This window comes from Methanofastidiosum sp. (assembly GCA_035362715.1).
In the GTDB taxonomy this organism is placed as follows: Archaea; Methanobacteriota_B; Thermococci; order Methanofastidiosales; family Methanofastidiosaceae; genus Methanofastidiosum.
This window is the reverse complement of the sequence record DAOSDU010000012.1, coordinates 1-13,860: the sequence shown is the minus strand read 5'-3', so window position 1 is coordinate 13,860 and position 13,860 is coordinate 1. Positions and strand designations below refer to the sequence as shown.

General features: G+C 35.7%; 18 protein-coding genes. 4 read left to right on the top strand and 14 right to left on the bottom strand.

Translation table 11 applies throughout. The features are described from left to right. Window positions 1-76: 76 nt before the first annotated feature. From PLI06_07780 to PLI06_07770, 3 genes are read left to right on the top strand one after another with little or no spacing between them, the layout of a single operon-like run. Window positions 77-1,672: a tetratricopeptide repeat protein gene (locus tag PLI06_07780; protein HOI77492.1), complete on the top strand. Its 1,596-nt coding sequence runs from the start codon at window positions 77-79 to the stop codon at window positions 1,670-1,672. 39 nt (window positions 1,673-1,711) lie between these two features. Next, complete coding sequence (locus PLI06_07775; protein HOI77491.1) at window positions 1,712-2,365, top strand: DUF116 domain-containing protein; 654 nt, start codon at window positions 1,712-1,714, stop codon at window positions 2,363-2,365. After that, window positions 2,362-3,006 (top strand): DUF116 domain-containing protein, encoded by a 645-nt coding sequence (locus PLI06_07770; GenBank protein HOI77490.1) that lies wholly within the window; start codon window positions 2,362-2,364, stop codon window positions 3,004-3,006. Before PLI06_07775 ends, PLI06_07770 begins: the two co-directional genes overlap by 4 nt. On the opposite strand, the gene PLI06_07765 is transcribed toward PLI06_07770, so the two are convergent. The 5 genes from PLI06_07765 to PLI06_07745 form a co-directional block, all read right to left on the bottom strand. Then, window positions 3,003-3,329, bottom strand: a complete 327-nt coding sequence (locus PLI06_07765) for a zinc ribbon domain-containing protein (protein HOI77489.1) — start codon at window positions 3,327-3,329, stop codon at window positions 3,003-3,005. The two genes, PLI06_07770 and PLI06_07765, sit on opposite strands and share 4 nt — an antisense overlap. Window positions 3,330-3,358: 29 nt before the next feature. Beyond that, window positions 3,359-4,273 (bottom strand): hypothetical protein, encoded by a 915-nt coding sequence (locus tag PLI06_07760; GenBank protein ID HOI77488.1) that lies wholly within the window; start codon window positions 4,271-4,273, stop codon window positions 3,359-3,361. A 161-nt stretch (window positions 4,274-4,434) separates the two neighbouring features. Then, the gene (locus tag PLI06_07755) at window positions 4,435-4,779 is read right to left on the bottom strand and encodes a hypothetical protein (protein ID HOI77487.1); all 345 of its coding nucleotides are present in this window, start codon (window positions 4,777-4,779) and stop codon (window positions 4,435-4,437) included. A 4-nt stretch (window positions 4,780-4,783) separates the two neighbouring features. Then, window positions 4,784-6,037, bottom strand: a complete 1,254-nt coding sequence (locus PLI06_07750; protein HOI77486.1) for a tRNA (N(6)-L-threonylcarbamoyladenosine(37)-C(2))-methylthiotransferase — start codon at window positions 6,035-6,037, stop codon at window positions 4,784-4,786. Between the two features lie 11 nt (window positions 6,038-6,048). Further along, complete coding sequence (locus tag PLI06_07745; GenBank protein HOI77485.1) at window positions 6,049-6,306, bottom strand: hypothetical protein; 258 nt, start codon at window positions 6,304-6,306, stop codon at window positions 6,049-6,051. Window positions 6,307-6,449: 143 nt separating this feature from the next. Between PLI06_07745 and PLI06_07740 the strand changes: the two genes are divergently transcribed. After that, window positions 6,450-7,073: a DUF998 domain-containing protein gene (locus PLI06_07740; protein ID HOI77484.1), complete on the top strand. Its 624-nt coding sequence runs from the start codon at window positions 6,450-6,452 to the stop codon at window positions 7,071-7,073. A 43-nt stretch (window positions 7,074-7,116) separates the two neighbouring features. On the opposite strand, the gene PLI06_07735 is transcribed toward PLI06_07740, so the two are convergent. The 9 genes from PLI06_07735 to hisG all read right to left on the bottom strand — a co-directional run. Further along, window positions 7,117-7,773 (bottom strand): histidinol phosphate phosphatase domain-containing protein, encoded by a 657-nt coding sequence (locus PLI06_07735; protein ID HOI77483.1) that lies wholly within the window; start codon window positions 7,771-7,773, stop codon window positions 7,117-7,119. Between the two features lie 4 nt (window positions 7,774-7,777). Beyond that, window positions 7,778-8,401 (bottom strand): bifunctional phosphoribosyl-AMP cyclohydrolase/phosphoribosyl-ATP diphosphatase HisIE, encoded by a 624-nt coding sequence (hisIE, locus tag PLI06_07730; GenBank protein HOI77482.1) that lies wholly within the window; start codon window positions 8,399-8,401, stop codon window positions 7,778-7,780. Next, the gene (gene hisF / locus PLI06_07725) at window positions 8,398-9,156 is read right to left on the bottom strand and encodes an imidazole glycerol phosphate synthase subunit HisF (GenBank protein ID HOI77481.1); all 759 of its coding nucleotides are present in this window, start codon (window positions 9,154-9,156) and stop codon (window positions 8,398-8,400) included. Before hisF ends, hisIE begins: the two co-directional genes overlap by 4 nt. Further along, entirely contained in the window at window positions 9,153-9,725 is a 573-nt protein-coding gene (hisB, locus tag PLI06_07720; GenBank protein HOI77480.1) for an imidazoleglycerol-phosphate dehydratase HisB, read from the bottom strand. The genes hisF and hisB overlap by 4 nt, the downstream gene beginning before the upstream one ends. A 6-nt stretch (window positions 9,726-9,731) precedes the next feature. After that, the gene (hisA, locus tag PLI06_07715; protein HOI77479.1) at window positions 9,732-10,442 is read right to left on the bottom strand and encodes a 1-(5-phosphoribosyl)-5-[(5-phosphoribosylamino)methylideneamino]imidazole-4-carboxamide isomerase; all 711 of its coding nucleotides are present in this window, start codon (window positions 10,440-10,442) and stop codon (window positions 9,732-9,734) included. Continuing rightward, window positions 10,439-11,047 (bottom strand): imidazole glycerol phosphate synthase subunit HisH, encoded by a 609-nt coding sequence (gene hisH, locus PLI06_07710; protein HOI77478.1) that lies wholly within the window; start codon window positions 11,045-11,047, stop codon window positions 10,439-10,441. Before hisH ends, hisA begins: the two co-directional genes overlap by 4 nt. After that, window positions 11,037-12,086, bottom strand: a complete 1,050-nt coding sequence (hisC, locus tag PLI06_07705) for a histidinol-phosphate transaminase (GenBank protein ID HOI77477.1) — start codon at window positions 12,084-12,086, stop codon at window positions 11,037-11,039. Before hisC ends, hisH begins: the two co-directional genes overlap by 11 nt. Next, the gene (gene hisD / locus PLI06_07700) at window positions 12,076-13,344 is read right to left on the bottom strand and encodes a histidinol dehydrogenase (protein HOI77476.1); all 1,269 of its coding nucleotides are present in this window, start codon (window positions 13,342-13,344) and stop codon (window positions 12,076-12,078) included. Before hisD ends, hisC begins: the two co-directional genes overlap by 11 nt. Beyond that, the coding region (gene hisG, locus PLI06_07695; GenBank protein ID HOI77475.1) for an ATP phosphoribosyltransferase at window positions 13,345-13,860 on the bottom strand (516 nt) is incomplete at its 5' end.

Below are 13,860 nucleotides of genomic sequence, written 5' to 3'. Positions count from 1 at the left end.
AAACATGATTTACCTGCACATTACAAAAACAATATACTTTTAAATGTTTTTAAATCATGCTTTATAGGGAGTCTCCATGAAGAAAGTATTTGTTTTATGTATGATTGCGTTAATCGTATTTAGCTTGCCATTTAATGTTAACGCAGAATCAAAGAAAAGAATTCTAATTGATGTGGCTCATGACGAGCCAATAAACTTTACAGCTGGTTATAACATGTTTATTGGCCAACTTTCAAGTAAAGGATTCACCTTAACTGAAAATAAAGTTCCTATAACAGAAAATACTCTGAAAAACTATGATATCCTTCTTATTATTGTTCCTAAATCAAATTTTACCCAGCAAGAGATATTTGCTATTGAAAAATTTGTTAAAGATGGAGGCAGTCTTTTATTAGTTGGTAGAGGAGGTAGCTCTCTTGATACTAAAAATACGAGAGATGTATTGAACCAACTGAGCATTAACATGGGAATCACACTAAATGATGACCTAGTTACGGATACTCAAAACTACTACGACAATGATGCCACAAATGTGATTATTGTCAATATGGTTAGTGATTCTGTCACAAACGAGATATTTAAAGTTGCCATGAAATTGCCCTGCTCACTGACTATATCTGAAAACTCAAAAGCATTGATGAGGGGTTCACCTCAAAGCCTTAGTAGGCCATATCTAAGTGACCCAGATAAATCTGGCATACCCACTAAAGACCCTTTAAATCCTATCTCGGGAACAGACCTAATTGTTGCTGCAAGATCAAATGTTGTAAGTGGCAAAGTAGTAGTAATGGGGTCTTCAACTTTTCTTGAAGATCACATGATAACTAAATATGACCACTTAAGACTCATCTCAAACTTATTTGACTATCTTTCTGAAAGCGAATCGGGTTCTACTCCTGAAGAAAAAGAATTGACTTACTCTGAATTGGTTTTGGCGGCAGAGGATTATCTAAAAGATATTAACTATGATGAAGCTATAAAGTCTAGTGACAAGGCTATAGACTTAGATCCATCAAAATACGAACCATATTTTATCAAAGCAAAATCATTATGGGGTAAAAGAAGATACTCAGATGCTTTAACTGAGATTAATAATACACTTGATAGAGATCCAGGGTACGATGAAAGAATAGAAGCCCTAATCCTAAAGGGGGACATATTGCTTTCACTCGGAAAATATGAAGAATCTTTATCAACATATAATATTGCCAATGGAATAAATGACAAACTATTCGGGGCATGGTACGGGATATCAAGGTCCCAGTATAATCTTGGAAACTATCAGGAATCCATTGAAGCGATAAACACAGCACTTGATATTTCTCCAACAGATAGAGATGCAAATGCATTCAAATCAATGCTTGTTTCTATAGGAGACGACGCAAGAATAGATGAAGCGGCCAGATATTACAAAGCAGCTGAAGAAAACTATTTAGCGGGCGACTACAAAACATCTAGAGAAAATTATGTCAAATCAAAAAACCTCTATACGGAACTTGGAGACCAAGAAAAGGTAAGCCTTATTGAATCAAAGATAAGGTCAATCGATAGTATCTCGATGAACAAGAATTCCATAATACTAATACTCGGCATATTGGCCATATTGGGTCTGGGTTTAGTTGGCGTCTTAACATATCTGATAAAGCCTGAGATTTTTAGAAAAAAGGAATAATACATTATATTTTTAAATATAATTTTTTATTCTCCTATAATGAATGAACTTCCAAGTTTTTTTTCTATACTAGGTGTTGTATTCGTTATAATTATCATTGTCTTTGGAATACTCCTATTAATAGCCATAATTCTGGTATATAGTATTGTGAAAAGGAAAAAGATTTTGTTTCCAAGGGCAACCTTGTTTCTTTTAGACACACTTTACTATCCACTTAAGCGATTAGTTGTATCAATAAATCTTGATGAGAGCATAGTTGACAAAATTGAAATTGATATTAGAAATAAAATTCTAAAAGAGGAATATTTCTCCTCGAACATAAAAAATAGAATAGTTGTTTTCCCTTATTGCTTACGATCTATAGAATGCAAAGCACAGGTGAGTCCAGAACTAGGCGTTAATTGTATCAAATGTGGAAAATGCAAAATAGGGGATTTCAAAGAAATATGCGACAGTAATTCTATTAAAGTATTCATTGCACCTGGTGGATCTTTTGTAAAAAGAGTTTTGAAAAAACACCCAAAATCTTCCGTTTTGCTAGTAGCTTGCCACGTTGAATTAAATGAGATGATGAGGATATTGTCCTCTAAGGAAATACCCCAATATGGGATACTTTTGCGAAAGACGGGATGCATAGAGACTGATGTGGATATGGACCTCGTAGAAGAGGTGTTATTTGAGGTACGAAAATGATAGACGTATTTGAGATTCTTGGGATAATTTTGGCAGTATTCTTCATAATCGTGATATTAATACTAGCTATTGCCATATTACTTATTTCATATTCTGTAAAGACAAAGAAAGTCTTATTTCCCGGATTTGTTTTGTTCGTTCTTGATTTCCTATATCATCCCTTGAAAATCTTAACTGAAAAGATAGGAATGAAAAAGGGATACATTGATATGATTTCAAATGACATGCGCAATTTTATCAATTACAAAGAGCTTTCGAAAATTCCATTTGAAGATAGAATTCTTCTACTGCCTCAGTGCCTTAGAAAAAGAGACTGTCCGGCAATACTTGATTCGATACAAGGATTTCAATGCAAGAATTGCGGTAAATGTGGTATAGGGGAACTAATAAAATTCTGTGATGAAAAAAATATTAAAGTGTTCATTATACCAGGGGGCTCATTTGTCAAGAAGATAATTAAGCTTACACGACCTAAAGCTATTATTGGTGTTGGGTGCCATATCGAACTTAGGGAAGCAAGTCTTGTACTAGAATTTCTTAAAGTTCCAGGGAGAGGTATTAATCTCGAAAAAGATGGATGTGTAGAAACAAAAGTTAATTATGAAAAGATAAAAAAAGCAGTTATAATTAGTGAAGATTAAGCTAGCTTTTGCCCACAGAATCTACAAAACTTGACACCAGGCTCAAGCGGCTTTTGACAGCTTGGACAGTTTAAATCTGATTTTGGCTCATCTTCTTCAACAGGTGCGGCGTGCTTTTTTGTAGGTACAGGGCCAAAAGGACTTTCTCTTGTATCAAGGCCCAGTTTTTCAGCCATTATTTCTCTTGCTGCTTTAACAACAATATTGGAAATATCCTTGTCAACTCTTTTCTTTACTTCTTCTAAAATCTGATTTTTCCCTTCCTCGCCTAGCAGTTTCACAAATTCAGGTATCTTAACCTCTAGATTAAATGTATCATCCATAATATCACAGATTTTATTCTCTTAAATATTTAATAAATCTTATGGTTTAAAATGTCATTTTTCATTTTGGATAATGAAACCATCTTCCTCTCTGGGAAATTGTAAATAGAACTTTTAGGCGATTCATTATAAAAAGGCCTGTCACACGATGGGCAGCCTCTTGTGATAAAAATATCTTGCTTTAGATTGGATAAATCTACCTCATCGTAAATTATTTTCCCTTCTTCAAATATAAAATCTTCATACTCTTTGATGCCTGAAGTAATTAGATAATGAGCTAATTGAAGTCTTCTGTAACTAGAAATTTTGGGAGGAGACAGTTTTTCAAAGTCTGTTCCCTCTATAGGTGTAAAGGCAAATAGTGAAGGATATACCCCAATATCAAATAGCTTTTGGAAGATTGATACCATGTTTTCTTCAGATTCTCCTAATCCAGAAATCAGATGACAGATTACATTAAAGGTCCCAAATATCTCTGGTGCACTCTTTAGGCCTTTCCATGTCTTATCCCAGCTGTAATATGGCTTAACATTCCTAAAAATTTCCTTTGTTGCACAGTCAAGACCTATGCCTATTTTATCTACATACCCGTAGAGACAATCTATTTCTTCATACTCTTTAAGCGATAGAGATGCGGAAATTGGTATTTTATGAGAGAACTTGGAGATTATTTCTTTTAAATCAAAGATAAAATTATTGTAACTAACACTTTGGATACAAATACGCTCAAAACTAGACTCAATTTGAGGAATAGCTTTCTCTAAGTTAATCTCATACCAAGGCACTCTAGAAAGTTTAGATTTATTTTTTGATCTAATGCAAAAAAGGCACCCAGCATTGCACTCTCCCTCCATCATTAAATAACATGTTTTTTGGTCTACCCGAGGCGTTCCTTTTTTAAAGCCGATTTTAACAGCCGATCCCAAAGAGAGTAAAACGTTCATGACAATCATTGTTATACTATTGATTAGCAATATTACCGAAAGCTTTATATACTAATGCAACTATAATAGTATATAATTATGAGCACCATTGTTATAAATTGATTAATGGTGTTGCTCATCTTTTTCCTCCATTTTCCCTCCAGGGGGGCTTAAAAACCCCCCTAAACAAACTTATCAGTATATTTTTTCCATTCATCTTTACCGAATCTCTTTTCCATTATTTCAAATTCAGATAAAAAAGCTGATTCAAGATCTATATCGAATGAATTTGCGAGTTGCATAAAAAGAGATAATATCTGGCCAAATTCTCTTTTAAGATTCTCATAATCTGCACATTTGTCATTTCCCATTCCACCTTTTTTGTAGCCATCCTTATAGAGGATGTACTCCCCCACTTCAGATAGTTCCTCATAAAGATGAATTAAGACTAGCGACGGAGGAAATTTTTCCCATCCACGCTCTTCACAAAATGTTTTATCTTTTTTCTGTATTTCTCTCAAATCCAATAAATCACCTTCTTCCAATCAAGTAAGTTGAAGTAGCATCTTCGATATCTACATCAATGAACTGCCCTACTACTGCATTCTCTAAAATAACTGGTTTATTATTATATATTCTTCCCGTGTAAGTATCATCCTTATTTTTCTCAGTAACCAATGCTTCAAAGCTTCTTCCGACATAGGATTGGTTTATTTCAGAAGAAATCTTTTTCCTTAGAAGATTCAATCTTCTTGATCTCTCCTTTACAATCCAGGTAGTTATCTGTTTCACCTTTGCTGAATCTGTTCCGGGTCTGGGGGAAAAACGAGTCAGATTAATCTTATCAGGCTTTATCTTTTCTACGAGTTTGTAAGTATTTTCAAAAGCAGACTCGTCTTCTGTTGGAAATCCCACAATTATATCGGTGCATAGATAGAGGTCTTTAATATTTTTTCTAAAAAGTGAAACTGTATCCAAGAACTCTCTGACTGAGTGACCTCTATTCATATCTAAAAGAACTTGGTCATCTCCTGACTGAACAGGTATGTGTAAGAATCTGTACATGTGCGGATCCTTGTATAAATCGACCAATTCATTTTCAAAAGTTTTTATATGATTTGGATTTGCCATCCCCAATCGTAACATGAATCTTTCATTTATCATGAATGTCTTATTTAGAAGTGAGATAAGAGTATCTCCTGTGTCTAGGCCATATACGGCTGTATCTTGTGATGTGAAAAGTATCTCTTTGTATCCATTTGAAAGAGCGTCTTTTACTTCTTTTACTATTTCTCCAATCGGAAAGCTGTGCACACTACCTCTTGCAAATCTAGTACAGCAAAAACTGCATCCACCTGCACAACCTTCTGATATCTGCACAATAGCAGATGCAGAATTATCCCGGATCTTCTTGAAAGCAGTTTTTGGTCCAAGTCTTCTGTTGTCATCAGAAATAAGAATCATTTTCTCTTTGGAAATGACAACTTCAACTATCCTATCCAAATCATTTGTTCCTATAATCCCAGAAACTCTTTCATCAATAGCCCCAAGATTAATTTTTGGGAGACACCCTGAGACTATGACCCGCTTATTCTCAAGCAAAGAGGAGATTCTTAGTGCAATCTTTCTTTCAGTCTGTCCTTTTACTCCGCACGTATTAACAATTACAGTATCTGCATCATCGATAGATTCTACAAGAAAATCTTTCAAGAGATATTTAAGTATCTCGCTGTCACCCTTGTTCTGGGTACAGCCATAAGTTTCAATAAATATCTTACGCTGCATTTTTCTTAACGCTACCCTATTGAATTGATAATAGAAGGTAGAAGTTGGATTACTATGTATACAATAAAAATTACAATTAAAATTTCTAATATTTTTTTGGCATAGTCAAATCCCAATCTTAATAGGACTAAAAGGATTAATATCCCTATTTCGTTTACAGCACCTTCTGGAAGAAAACCATTTGTCAAAGCGGATATCTCTTCTGCTATGAATTCGCTAAATGAGAGTATGGCCTCTACAACGTTTATGACAAATTGCCCTATGTCCATAATCTTAGAATTTAAAAATTTACTTATAAAAGTTTTGCAGTGATATGTGATCTAAGATTCAACTTACAATGACAAAGAACGGCAAATATTATAAACTCCATTAATCTCCGACGAATAAAACTATAGAAAAGGAGATGATTTTAATGGTAATTTTAGATATATTCAGAAAGAATCCCCATATGATTGCAGGTACTTTGCTATTTCTTGCAGGTGTTATTTCTATAATGGGGATAATTACTGCTGAAGCTTTCTATCCATCAGGTTACACAACCTCAAACAGCGAAATAAGTGATTTAGGTGCAACTCGGCCACCAAACAGCATAATTATGCAACCGTCAGCAACTATTTTTAATTCAACAATGATTGTAACAGGCATCATGGTTTTGATAGGCGCTTATTGTATTTTTTTAGCTTATAGAAAACTTCTTTTCAACATACCCTTTGCGCTATTTGGCCTTGGCGTATTATGTGTTGGATTGTTCCCTGGAAACGTTGAAGTATTACACCCGCTATCTGCACTGATAACTTTCATTTTTGGGGGGATTGCTGCTATTACTTCTTCAAAAATATTGGATTCTCCATTTCGATATATATCCATATGTTTTGGGATAATTGCACTCATTTGTCTTTTCTTTGCCAATTTTTTTATTCCAATATTAGGAGACGGCGGAACGGAAAGGTGGATTGCATATCCAATCGTCATGTGGTTAACTGGTTTAGGTGGATATCTGCTTGGGACTAAATCTTCAATTATAAAAAAGATGTAAGAATAGAAAAGGGCAAGAATGAAAACTCTGCCTATTTAATTTTTTACAAAATCTTTTCAAGTAATATTTTAGGATTTTCCTTAATCACATTTATTGCAGATTCTTCTTTAAGCCCTGCACCTAAAGCTACCCTATAAGCAAAGTCCTGGGTGATTAGATTACTCGGTGAGTGTGTATCTGTATCTAAAATGAATTTCTCACCTAGCGAAGCAACTCTCCCATTTCCAATATTGTGGCCACCTCTAGCAGTTATCTCAAGGAATATATCTGATTTGTTTGCAAGTTTTGCATCTTTTTCTTCAATTATTCCGGGGTGAGCGAGTATATCGACTTCACCGCTCTCAATTGCACTTCTATTTGTACCCGGCATCACGGGCTCTACAGGCGTTTCTCCGTGAACAACGACTATTTTTGCACCGAGTTTTTTTGCCTTGACTGCTAGTTTTTTAATTGTCTCAGGAGGAACGTGAGTAATCTCAACACCAGGGATTACAGTTATATCCCAGTATTGATTCAATTCCTCAGAAACTCTAGCAAGGCTAGGAACAATTAATTCAATATTTGAAGCATCAACATGATCTGTTAAAGCAATTGCTTTGTGGTCTAACGCCCTCGCACGTCTTACAAGTTCGGATGGGATAAGCTCACCATCAGAAAATATTGTATGAGTATGGAAATCACATCTTTTTCCTAAGTCCATTTATTCACTTCCTTCTCTTTTTCAATTCTTCTAATACTGATTCAAGTTTTATATCTCTTTCAACTAATAAAACAAATAAGTGATAAATCAGGTCAGAAGCTTCTTCAACTGTCCTATTCTTCTCTTCTGTATATGAAATAATTACCTCACTTGACTCTTCCCCGATTTTTTTAAGGAGGAGGTTTTTATCAGTAAGTAATTTTGTTGTGTATGAATCCCTCGGAAGTTCCTTTTTCCTTTTTTCGATTAACTTGTAAAGCTCATCTAGGACATAAAGCCCCCCTTCAAAGGACTTTTCACTTATTATTTTTCCATCTAGTTTTCTAAAGTAACATGTAGGATACCCTTCGTGACATGCTGCACCAACCTGTTCAACTAGAATTAAAATAGAATCTGCATCGCAGTCATATCTAACCTCTTTGACCATTTGGATATTGCCAGAAGATTCGCCCTTAAACCAGAACTTCTGTCTGCTTCTTGACCAAAAACAAGTTCTCCCAGTTTCAAGCGTCTTTTTCAATGAAGCCTCGTTCACGTAGGCCGTCATGAGAACTTCTTTTGTATTGTAGTCCTGAACTATAGCAGGAATAAGTCCTTTTTCGTCCCACTTTAGATTAAAATCGCTCATAATCTTACCGAAACATTTTTTGATCTAAGGTATTCTTTTACCTTTCTAATTGAATGTTCCTCATAATGGAATATTGAAGCTGCAAGCGCAGCGTCTGCCTTACCCTTGGTCAATGCTTCACATATGTGTTCTGCATTCCCTGCTCCACCCGAAGCAATGACAGGAACAGTAACAGCTTCAGAAATTGCCTTTGTAAGAGGGATGTCATAGCCATCTTTTGTACCGTCTGCATCCATACTTGTAAGTAATATCTCTCCACATCCAAGATTTTCCGCTCTCTTTGCCCATTCAACTGCATCTATACTAGTTGGTGTCCTTCCCCCATGGGTATAAACTTCCCAACTTTTACCTTTCTTCTTTGCATCTATTGCAAGAACTATGCACTGGCTTCCAAACATCTTTGAAGATTCTTTTATCAGATCTGGATTTTGAACTGCAGAGGTGTTGAGACTAACTTTGTCTGCTCCCGCTCTTAATATTGCTTTTATATCTTCAATATTTCTTAATCCTCCACCAACTGTAAATGGTATAAAGACGACATCGCCTGTCCTTTCAACTACATCAACCATAATATTTCTTTTATCAGATGAAGCTGTAATATCAAGAAATACCAATTCATCAGCACCCTTCTGGTCATAGAGCTGTGCCATCTCTACAGGATCACCAGCATCCCGGATGTTTACAAATTTTATACCTTTTACAACTCTCCCCTGGTCAACATCAAGGCAAGGGATGATTCTCTTTGCGTGCGTTATATCACCCCTTTAGTTGAAAGAAGATCAATTCTCTCATTAAATGAAGTTGCCATTAAAAGTGCTTTACCAAATGATTTGAACACTGCCTCCATCTTATGGTGGTCATCGTCCCCATAAAATTCCTTTATGAAAAGATTCAATGGGACTTTCTGAGCAAAAGAATCAAGAAAGTGTAAGAATAGATCAGGCGAAACTTCTTCAATCTTATCAAACTTGAAATTCAAATCAAACTTTGTATAGTGCCTTCCCCCTATATCAAGGGATGTCATGACAAGGCTATCGTCCATTGGTACGGTGGCCCAGCCCACTCTATTGATTCCTTTTTTGTCGCCTATGGCCTCTGAAAATGCCATCCCCATCGCTATGCCTATATCCTCAACAAGATGGTGAGTTAAATCCCCTTCTGCCTTTATCTCTATATCAAAAAGACTGTACCTGGAAAAAGTTTCAAGCATGTGATCAAAGAACTTCTTTGATGTTGAAATTTTATATTTTCCCTGACCATCTATATTCAACTTAATCTTGATATTGGTTTCCTTTGTTTTTCTTTCAATCTTTGATTCTCTCAAAACAAATCACCCAAAAATTTCCCTTACGTTCTTTAAATCAATCTTATTAGTGTAAATTGCTGTTCCAACTACAGCTTTGTTTATTCCAACTTTATCAAGCTTTATTAAATCATCAATTGATGAAATCCCACCTGATGCAATTATTTCTACATCGGTAAGAGATAAAATCTTTTTGTATAATTCTATATCTGGCCCCTTCATTCTTCCCTCAACACCTATGCTCGTAATGAGATAAGAAGATGCGTATTCCTCTAAATTTTTGATTGCATCAAATATTGTTAAACCTGAACCTTGAGTCCAACCAGAAATTGACACCTCTTCTCCTTTAACATCCAATGCTATGACTATCCTTTCCTTTCCAAATTCATCCCTTATCTTTTTTAGAAGTTCAAGATTTTTTACTGCTGAGGTTCCCATTATGAGTTTATCTGCCCCAGCGCCTATTAATTCTCTAAATATTTCTATGCTTCTTATCCCGCCTCCGACCTCGGCTGGGACTTTAACTTCTGAAAGGATTTTTTTTATTATGTCCCTATTTGTATCGGTATTATAAATCGCAGCATCAAGGTCAATCAAATGCAAATAATCTGAGAACTCTGCCCACTTTTTTGCTATTGTCATTGGGTCTGCATTCTCAAATATCTTGGTGCCAGGGTCCCCTCCGACAAGTTGAACGCATTTTCTATTCAGGATATCAACTGCGGGCAAAACTTTCATATTGTGCTCTCCACTATATTTATGTAATTTTTAAGAAGTTTTAGTCCGGGGTCACCACTCTTCTCCGGGTGAAACTGTGTGCCATAGATAAAATCCTTTGCAACTATTGAGGGGAATTTGATCCCATACTCTGTTTCGCCTAAAGTGTAATCAGGGCCACAGAAAGGTGCATAAGAGTGTACAAAATAAAAATAAGATTCATTTTTTATTTCTATCAAGAGCGGGTCATCATCTAAGAATTCTATACTGTTCCAACCCATGTGTGGAACTTTTTGTCCTTCGGGAAGCTTCTTTACTGAACCGGGGATAAGATCTAATCCCTTGAAAAATCCGTTTTCTTCGCTATCTGAAAAAAGCATCTGCATTCCCAGACATATTCCCAAAAGGGGTTTTGTTTCCACTTCTTTTTTTAATACTTTTATGAAAGGTGCGAGATTCTTCATCCCATCTTCAAAAGCCCCCACACCAGGGAGAATTAAACCGTCACAATCAAAATCCTCTTCTTTATCTATAAAAACGGGATCTACTTTTAGAAATCTAAAAGCTTTATACACACTCTTTAAATTCCCCATTCCATAATCTATGATACCAATCTTAACAGACATTTAATATCTCCCTTAAACTGGAAATAAATTTAACACATTCCTCGTAAGTTCCTATGGATACTCTAAGGTAGTTTTTGTTTTCAAAGTATCTTATTAAAATTCCTTTTTTCAAGAGCCCTTCATATATTTCTCTAGGATTTTCTGCTTCAAATAATATGAAATTGGTGCTTGACTGAATAGGTTTTATCCCCTTTATCTCTTGCATAGTGCCATAAAGGTATTTCCTGTTTTCCTTTATTTTTCTGACGGCGTCTTTCATGAAATCTTCATGTTGGATCGCCAACTCCACAACTTTCATAGATATTAGATTTAGATTATATGGGAGCATGACTTTGCTCATTGACTCAATTAGCGTTTCTGATGCCACACAGTATCCTGTTCTAAATCCTGCAAGTCCAAATGCTTTTGAAAATGTTTTCATGACAATCAGATTATCATAATTATTTAACAAGTGCAATCCTGAATGGCCAGAAAATTCTGCGTATGCTTCATCGAGGATTACAAGCATCCCTGTGTCCAATATAGCTTTGATCTCTTCATCGAGATATAAGACACCAGTTGGATTATTTGGGCTGCAAATAATTGCAATTTTAGAACTTTTGGCTTCGGAGATTATTTTTTCAACTGGGAGTGTATAATCATTATTGAGAGGGATTATTATTGGAAGCCCAGAATATATCCTTGCAATAGAGGAATAAAGTGAAAAAGTAGGAGATGGTATCAAAATTTTATCAAGTGGAGAAATAAATGCTTTTCCTATTGTATCAATAATCTCATCACTACCATTTCCAACTAAGACATTTTCTTTTTCAAATCCAATATAATCTGCAATTTTTTTCCTTATATCCGAATTTGTAACCTCTGGATATCTGTTAAAAGGCATTGATAAGAGCTTGTCATGTAAGGCCCAAATTACAGCTTCGTTTTTCCATGGCAGTTCATTGGCGTGTAATCTATCTATATTCCCATCCAATACGGAAACTTCTGAAGAGTATGGATCAAGACTTTCTAAGAGATCCCTATCAAATTTACTTTTCATCTTCTTCAAACCTCACATTAACAGCTTTTTCGTGCGCAAATAGCCCTTCTGATTTAGCAAGTGTTGAAACAGTACCTCTATAAGCTTTTAGTCCATTCTTTGTAACGTACTGAAATGTATATTTTTTTAGAAAGTCATCAACTGAAAGGCTGGAATAAAATCTTGCAAATCCTGATGTTGGAAGGACGTGATTTGTTCCTGAAACATAATCTCCCATAGCTTCAGGCGAATACTCTCCCAAGAATACTGAACCAGCATTTTTAATCTTTGTAAGAACTGAGAATGGTTCATTAACCATAATCTCTAAATGTTCAGGGGCAAAACTGTTTGAAATTTCTATAGCCTCATCGATAGAGGATATAATGAATATACCGCCTCGTTTGAGTGATTCTTCAAGTATTTCTTTTCTTGGAAGTATTTTAAGTTCATTTTCTATTTCTCTCACGACTTTTTCAGCGAGCGCCCTTGATGTAGTCAATAAATATGCTGAAGCCATTGGATCGTGTTCAGATTGGGCAAGCATGTCCAAGGCTATAAATCTTGGATTTGATTTTTCTTCGGCTATTATCATTACTTCACTAGGGCCTGCCGGAAATTCAGTTGGTGTTTCAACAAGTTTTTTTGCCATTGCGACAAATCTATTTCCTGGACCAACTATTTTTGATACTGGCTTTATCGATTCAGTTCCATAGGATAGAGCTGCTATTGCCTGAGCACCTCCGACTTTGTAAATCTCATCGACACCTGCAATATCCGATGCTACTAGTACCGCATCGTTACATCTGCCATCCTTTCCAGGGGGCGTTACCACAACAATTCTTGGAACACCGCATATTTTAGGCGGGATTGCTGCCATGAGCACAGTAGATGGATACGCAGCTCTGCCACCAGGCACATATATTCCTGCACTTTCTATAGGTAATATCATCTGCCCCGCTGTGATACCTTTCTTTTCAAATAAAAATGACTGGGGAGTTTCTCTCCTGTGGAAGTCCTCTATGTTCTCAGCTGAAGTTTCCAATGCTTCAATTAATTCAGTGTCTATATTATCGTAGGCTTCGGCTATCTCGTCTTGAGTTACTAAGAAATCATTTATTTTCACACCGTCAAATTTCAATGTGTATTCTTTAAGTGCTTCATCTCCTCTTTTTTCAACATCCAAAAGAATTGACTTGACATAGCCATCATCTTCTAATAGAATCTTCCTCTGTTTATTTTTTTCAAATAATACCTTTGATCCTTCATAAATTTCAATCAACTAGTTCACCAACCTTTCTATGGAAGTAATAAGAATCCCTGTTCCACCCATCTTTTTGAGTTTTTGAATAGTTTCTGATACCTGTTTTTCATCAACCACAAAGTGAGCTGCAACAAGTGATTCTTTTGAGATCACATCCATTACTGTTGGGCCTCCAAGACCGTGAAACTCCTTTTCAAATTTGCCCAAAGATTTAGTTGGGAGGTTCACCATGATGTACTTCTTACCTTGAGCCTCCAAGACGCTTTTAACTGATGAAGAAAGAAGTTCTATCTCCTCTCTCTTCTCGTTAATGCTATCCTTGTTTGCAATAAGTACTGCCTCAGATTCAATAATTTTGGATATGGGCTTTAGATTGTTCATCGCTAAAGTAGTTCCAGTACTAACTATGTCGGATATTAAATCGGAGACCCCGAGATAAGGGGCAATCTCCGTTGAACCTGATACTTCAATCACTTTCAGATTAATGCCTTTATCTTTAAAGTATTTATCTGTAACATTGGGAAATTCTGTCAC